The following is a 5,088-nucleotide window of genomic DNA, read 5'->3' on the forward strand; positions in this document are numbered from 1 at the left end:
CAGGTGCCTTGGCGGTTGCGGTTTTGGCGGCAGGCTTGGCGGCGGCCGGTTTGGCAGCAGCAGGTTTTGCCGCAGCCTTGCGTGCAGGCGTTTGGCGGCCGCGACAGGTGCGGGCTTGGCCGAACGCTGGGTCAAGGCCTTGGCGGCGCTTCGCGGACCTTGCCCACACCCTGGGCAAGCTTGAGGCTGTCCTGGGCATCACGCTTGAGCTGCACGATGTACAGGCGGGTTTGCGACTGGCGATCCTTGAGCGAATCGAGCAGGGTTTCCAGTTCGCCTACGGCACCCTTGGCCTTGCCCTGCGCCTTGGCCTTGCCGGCGGCGGCTGCGTCTTGCAGTTTGAGGCGCGACTTGTGCAGTTTTTCCTGTGCCTTGCCGCGTTGTTTTTCCAACTTGGCCAACAATTTTTCAGCATCAGCCAGCGCTTGCGAGCAGGCACTTTCCAGATGCTCGAGCAGACTGCCCGAGAGTTGTTGAAGCAGGTGTAATGGCGTACTGACTGGCTTCTTACTGGCCGACATGGCTTACCTCCTGGCTGACGAGAATGCGGCTCATACTAGACCTTCTGCTGCTACCGCCGCTAGGGCATGTTGACAGTAAGTAGGATGCCGCGTTGCATGCCTGGGCAAAGTTGTTATGGCTGCAGCTGCGCACAAGTGTAGATGCTGTTAAAAAGGCTGTCGGTATTTGCTCGATACCCTTCACCAAACTCGCCAGGAGTACGCTGTGCCTCGCTACCTGTTATTGCCCTTGCTGCTTGCCCTGCCCACCGCGTTTGCCGACACCGCAGAGCAACCGGCAAGCGCCCATGACCTGGCCTACAGTGTCGGCGCAAGCCTGGGCGAACGCCTGCGCAGCGAGATGCCCGAGCTGCAGCTCAAGGCGTTGATCGAGGGCTTGCAACAGGCCTACGAGAACAAGCCGCTGGCGCTCAGCCAGGCCCGCCGCGAGGCGATTCTCAGTCAGCACGACGCACAGGCCAACGAAGCCGCCGCGCAGTCGCAGGTGGAAATGCTGATGGCGGTCGAGACACGCTTCCTGGCCCAGGAGCGCGCCCGCGCCGGCGTGCGTGAACTGCCCGAAGGGGTGCTGGTGACCGAACTGGTCAAAGGCAGTGGTGCCTCACCCAGGGCCGATGGTCGAGTGCAGGTGCGCTACGTCGGCAGGCTGCCCGACGGAGCCGTGTTCGACCAGAGCGAACAACCGCAATGGTTCAGCCTCAAGAGCGTGATCGAAGGGTGGCAGGTGGCGTTGCCGCAGATGGCAACCGGGGCAAAATGGCGGGTGGTGATCCCTTCAGCCAAGTCGTACGGCGCGGATGGCGCAGGCGATTTGATTCCGCCGTTCACGCCATTGATTTTCGAGATCGAATTGCTCGGTGTTGCCGACTGAGTGCCGGCAACGGCAGATAGGCATCAGACCTGTACGGCCTCTTCTTGCTTGTGCGCGTTGTGCAGCACTTCGATCAGGCAATCCTCAAGCTCGAAGCGCTCGTGAAGCAAGCTGCCCAGCTTGCTGAGCTCCTTGGCGAAGCGCTCCTGATCGTTGCAGTTGCCCTTGTCGCAGTGGTCGTTGAACGCCAGGGCGATGTCGGTGATGTCGGTGATACGTGAGCGGATGTCCTTGGTCAGTTCCGGGCTGCGAGTGTCATCGAATGCCTTGGCTTCGCTGAGCAGTTGCTCACTGACCTCGAAATGCCAGGCCGACACGTAATCCACCAGGATCGCGCAGAAGTCACGGTTCTTTTCGATGTCGGCGAAGGCCAGCTTGGCATCGCGCAATGCACGAAACGCGGTTACCAGCTTGGCCCGGTCGTCCAGCCAGCGGTCAATGAGCTTGTGAACCCCACCCCAGCGTTCCTGAGCGTTCTGACAACTATCTAACATGGCGATATCTTCCCTTCTGAGTCATGCCGCTGCGCCCCGTTGCGCAAGGTTGCGCAACAAAGGGTGAAAGCAACAGAACGGCACCAGGCAGCAGTGTTTTGGGTATGCGTGCAAGGGAGATTATTCCCGCACGCCCTTGCCTTCAAGGTACGCACGCGACAAGTTTCATACAAGTGTTTAATCCAGCGCTCGGCGGCCATCGGTCGATTGCCTGACCCCCGTCAGCAAGCGTCAGGGTTTCAATGACTTGCTGGCTCGCAGCGGGCTGCCCTGGAGCAATCGGGCCAGCGCCAGCGCAGCCAGCACAAGAAATGCCAGCAGGCTCCATTCGGGCAGGCTCAGGTCCAGGAAGCTCCAGTGGATCGAGGCGCATTCGACCGAGCCCAGCACCAGCGCTTGCAGCACGTCGCTGTAGGCCCCCTGCTCGATCAGCACACCCAGCGGCCGCGGGCACGGCACACTGGCGACCACGGCCTGGCCCTGCAGCCAGATCTGGCGTACTGCAAGCAACCCCCCCGCCAGCGCCAACAACAGCGCCACGGCGGCATAGCGGCGCGCCCCGGCCTGCCCGGTCACGCGCAGGCGGGCAATCAGGCAGACTGCAGCGAACGTCCCCAGCAACATGCGCTGGCTCTGGCACAACGGGCACGGTACCAGCCCCTTGGCGAACTCCAGGTAGAACGCACCGGCGAGAATCAGGACTGACGCAACAAAAGCCAGGGAGAACAGTGAGCGCAAACAGGCCAATCGCATGGCAAGTCCAGGTGCGGGAAAGACATGTAACAACGGTAGAGGAAAAACCAGCGATGTTTCAAGGCACGACAGCAGCGATAAATCCCTGAAACCTAAGGAAAGTATCGATACACACTGGCAGACGCTTCCTCAACAGCCAGGGGAAAAATTACCCACCTGCTCAGGTAGATAAACAGCACGGGTTTGGCCTTGCGCCAAACCCGTGCTGTGGCTCACGCCCGGACAGCCTCTGGCAGTGGCAAGGCGAGCAGTCGCTCGTCGAGCAGGCCCAGGCCTTCTTGAAACAGCTGATTACTGCGCTCGGTGTCACCCAGCCCCGCCAGCAGGCGGGCCAGTTCGGCACAGGCCTCGGGGTTGCGTTGCAGGCGCAGGCTGCTTTCGAGGTAGTCGCGGGCCTTGCCCCACAGGCGATTCTGCAGGCACAGGCGGCCGAGGGTGAGCAACAGACTGGGGTCATCGGCATGCTGCTTGAGCCAGCCTTCTGCGGTGTGCAGCTGACGCGCCGGATCGGCGCCGCGCACCAGGCCGTACAGGCGTGCCAGGTGGCTTTCGTAGTCGCGCTTGAGGGCGCTGCGCAACGCCTGCTCGGCCTCGCTCTCGGCCCCCAGCTGACGCAACTGCTCGGCATATGCCAGCACCAGTTGCGGCTCCTGGCGTTGCGCGGTGGTCAATTGCTGCCAGGCGCGCTCCAGCGATTGGCGCGCGGTCTGCTCATCCTGCTCGCGACGCGCCGCCAGGCTCAGGTTCTCGCCCCAGGCACGCCGCTCCAGCTCCGCCAGGTCGGCAGCCGAAAGCACCTTGTCCTTGCGCAGCTCGGGCAACAGGCGAATCAGTGCAGTCCAGTCACCGCGCTGCTGATACAGGCGCTGCAACTGGCGCAGCACCTGTACGTTGTGCGGGTGGCGCTCGTGCATCGCCTGCAGCGTCACCAGCGCCGCTTCGGTGTCACCCCGATCAACCTGCAACTGCGCATGCGTCAGGGCGATGGCCAGTTCGGCCTGGGGCTGACGCTCCAGCGCACGCTCCAGCAGATTGTCGCTGTCTTCGGTACGTCCCTGCTCGTTGGCCGCGCGGGCCGCGCCGAGGTAGTACAGCAGCGGCTGGCGCTCAGCCTCGGCAGCGCGATGCAAGTGGCGCTGGGCGCTGGCCCAGCGTCCTTCGGCGAGGTCCAGCTGGCCCTGTTCGACGGCCAGGCGTGTGCGCCGGCTGTGGTTGTGCCGCGACCATGGGTTGACCACCCCGCTGGAGGTGAACACCAACCTCAGCACCAAGCGCACCATCAGCACCAGCAACACCACTGCCACCAGCAGGCCCAGGGTGGCCCACAGGCTCGATTCATAACGGAAGCTGTCGTAGGCGATCAGCACGTAACCGCTGTGCCGAGCCACGGCGATACCCAGCAAGGCAGCGCCGACGATCGCCAGCACCACCCACAGGTAGGCACGTTTCATGGGCTGCTCTCCTGACGGCCCTGGGCCGCCGGCTGCCGGGTGAGCGCCTCTTCGGCCGGCAGGTGGCGGCGCTCCAGGTAGGCCTGCACCGCATTCAGGCTGTCGGCCAGGTCCGGTGTGACCACCGACACCGGTTCACCCGCCACGGCGTTGAGCTGTTCGAGCATCGACTGGCTTTGCTCGTTGTCGTGGTTGAAGTTGGCCAGCAGTACGCTGCGCGCCTCATCCAGCGCCTGCGCGTAGACCTTCGGCTCGCCGTTGAGCGCAGCCCACTGGGCCTGCTCCAGGGTCAGGCTGAGGGCCAGGCGAACCTGGTTCAGGGCCTGGCCGGCCAGCAGCGGCTTGACGTTCTTGTCGGCATCGAAGTCGATGCGGAAATAGCGCGAAATCTGCGCCCACCATTGCGACCAGCGACTGGCACCATCGCCATCGGCGCTGAGGCCGAACAGCGGCTCGCCGCCGTTGTCGAATTCGGGCGCCAAGGCGGTAAGTTGCACCACCTGCTCACGCAGTGCCGCCAGCTTGAGGAACAGCCCGGTACGGTCCGGTTGCTTGACGCTGTTGAGGGTGGCCAGGCTGCGCGCCAACTGCTCGCGGGCGGCGAACGAGGCCGGGTCGCTCTGCTCGCGCAGGATCTGGTCGGCACCTTCGACCAGCGCCTTGGCACTGGTGATGTCCTGCAGCGCCGACAGGCGCAGGCTGGCCAGGCGCAGCAGGTGTTCGGCCTCGGCCAGGCGCCAGTCCTTGCGGCTGGCACCGAGCACGGTTTCGAGGCGCTGGCTCAGGCGTTGCTGGTCGCCCTGCAACTGCGCGACCAGGCGCCGACGCTCTTCCAGCTCCGAGGCCGGCGGCAAGTCGGCCAGGCGCGACGACAACTGCTGCTCGCCTTGCTGCAAGGCCTGCGCCCGGGTGTCGAGCGCCTGCAACTGGTCGCGCTGCTGCTGGTCGCGCCTTGCAAGTGGCGCACCTGCCACACGCCCCAGCCGCCGATCGCGACG

At 64.3% G+C, this 5,088-nt stretch carries 4 protein-coding genes and 2 pseudogenes; 1 reads left to right on the forward strand and 5 read right to left on the reverse strand.

All coding sequences use genetic code 11. The annotated features are described in order from the left end of the window. Positions 1-521 (reverse strand): annotated as a pseudogene (locus G3436_RS11765) (AlgP family protein); the annotation flags it as partial. Between the two features lie 205 nt (positions 522-726). Here G3436_RS11765 and G3436_RS11770 point away from each other — a divergent pair. Further along, on the forward strand, positions 727-1,392 hold the full coding sequence (locus tag G3436_RS11770) for an FKBP-type peptidyl-prolyl cis-trans isomerase (protein WP_163945033.1): 666 nt from the start codon (positions 727-729) through the stop codon (positions 1,390-1,392). A 23-nt stretch (positions 1,393-1,415) separates the two neighbouring features. Here the strand turns inward: G3436_RS11770 and rsd are convergent, their stop codons facing one another. From rsd to G3436_RS11790, 4 genes and pseudogenes are all read right to left on the reverse strand, one after another. Beyond that, positions 1,416-1,886 (reverse strand): sigma D regulator, encoded by a 471-nt coding sequence (gene rsd, locus G3436_RS11775; RefSeq protein ID WP_163945035.1) that lies wholly within the window; start codon positions 1,884-1,886, stop codon positions 1,416-1,418. Positions 1,887-2,117: 231 nt separating this feature from the next. Then, entirely contained in the window at positions 2,118-2,639 is a 522-nt protein-coding gene (locus G3436_RS11780; RefSeq protein WP_163945037.1) for a disulfide bond formation protein B, read from the reverse strand. A 212-nt stretch (positions 2,640-2,851) separates the two neighbouring features. After that, positions 2,852-4,090 (reverse strand): heme biosynthesis HemY N-terminal domain-containing protein, encoded by a 1,239-nt coding sequence (locus G3436_RS11785; protein ID WP_163945040.1) that lies wholly within the window; start codon positions 4,088-4,090, stop codon positions 2,852-2,854. Next, positions 4,087-5,088, reverse strand: a pseudogene (locus G3436_RS11790) (uroporphyrinogen-III C-methyltransferase); the annotation flags it as partial. The pseudogene G3436_RS11790 and the gene G3436_RS11785, both read right to left, overlap by 4 nt.

Origin of the sequence: Pseudomonas brassicae, from assembly GCF_010671725.1 — a bacterium.
Lineage (GTDB): Bacteria > Pseudomonadota > Gammaproteobacteria > Pseudomonadales > Pseudomonadaceae > Aquipseudomonas > Aquipseudomonas brassicae.

Bases quoted from the DNA above. Each gene is read 5' to 3' on its own strand.
- G3436_RS11785 (WP_163945040.1), bottom strand. From the start codon at position 4,090: ATGAAACGTGCCTACCTGTGGGTGGTGCTGGCGATCGTCGGCGCTGCC.
- rsd (WP_163945035.1), bottom strand. From the start codon at position 1,886: ATGTTAGATAGTTGTCAGAACGCTCAGGAACGCTGGGGTGGGGTTCAC.
- G3436_RS11780 (WP_163945037.1), bottom strand. From the start codon at position 2,639: ATGCGATTGGCCTGTTTGCGCTCACTGTTCTCCCTGGCTTTTGTTGCG.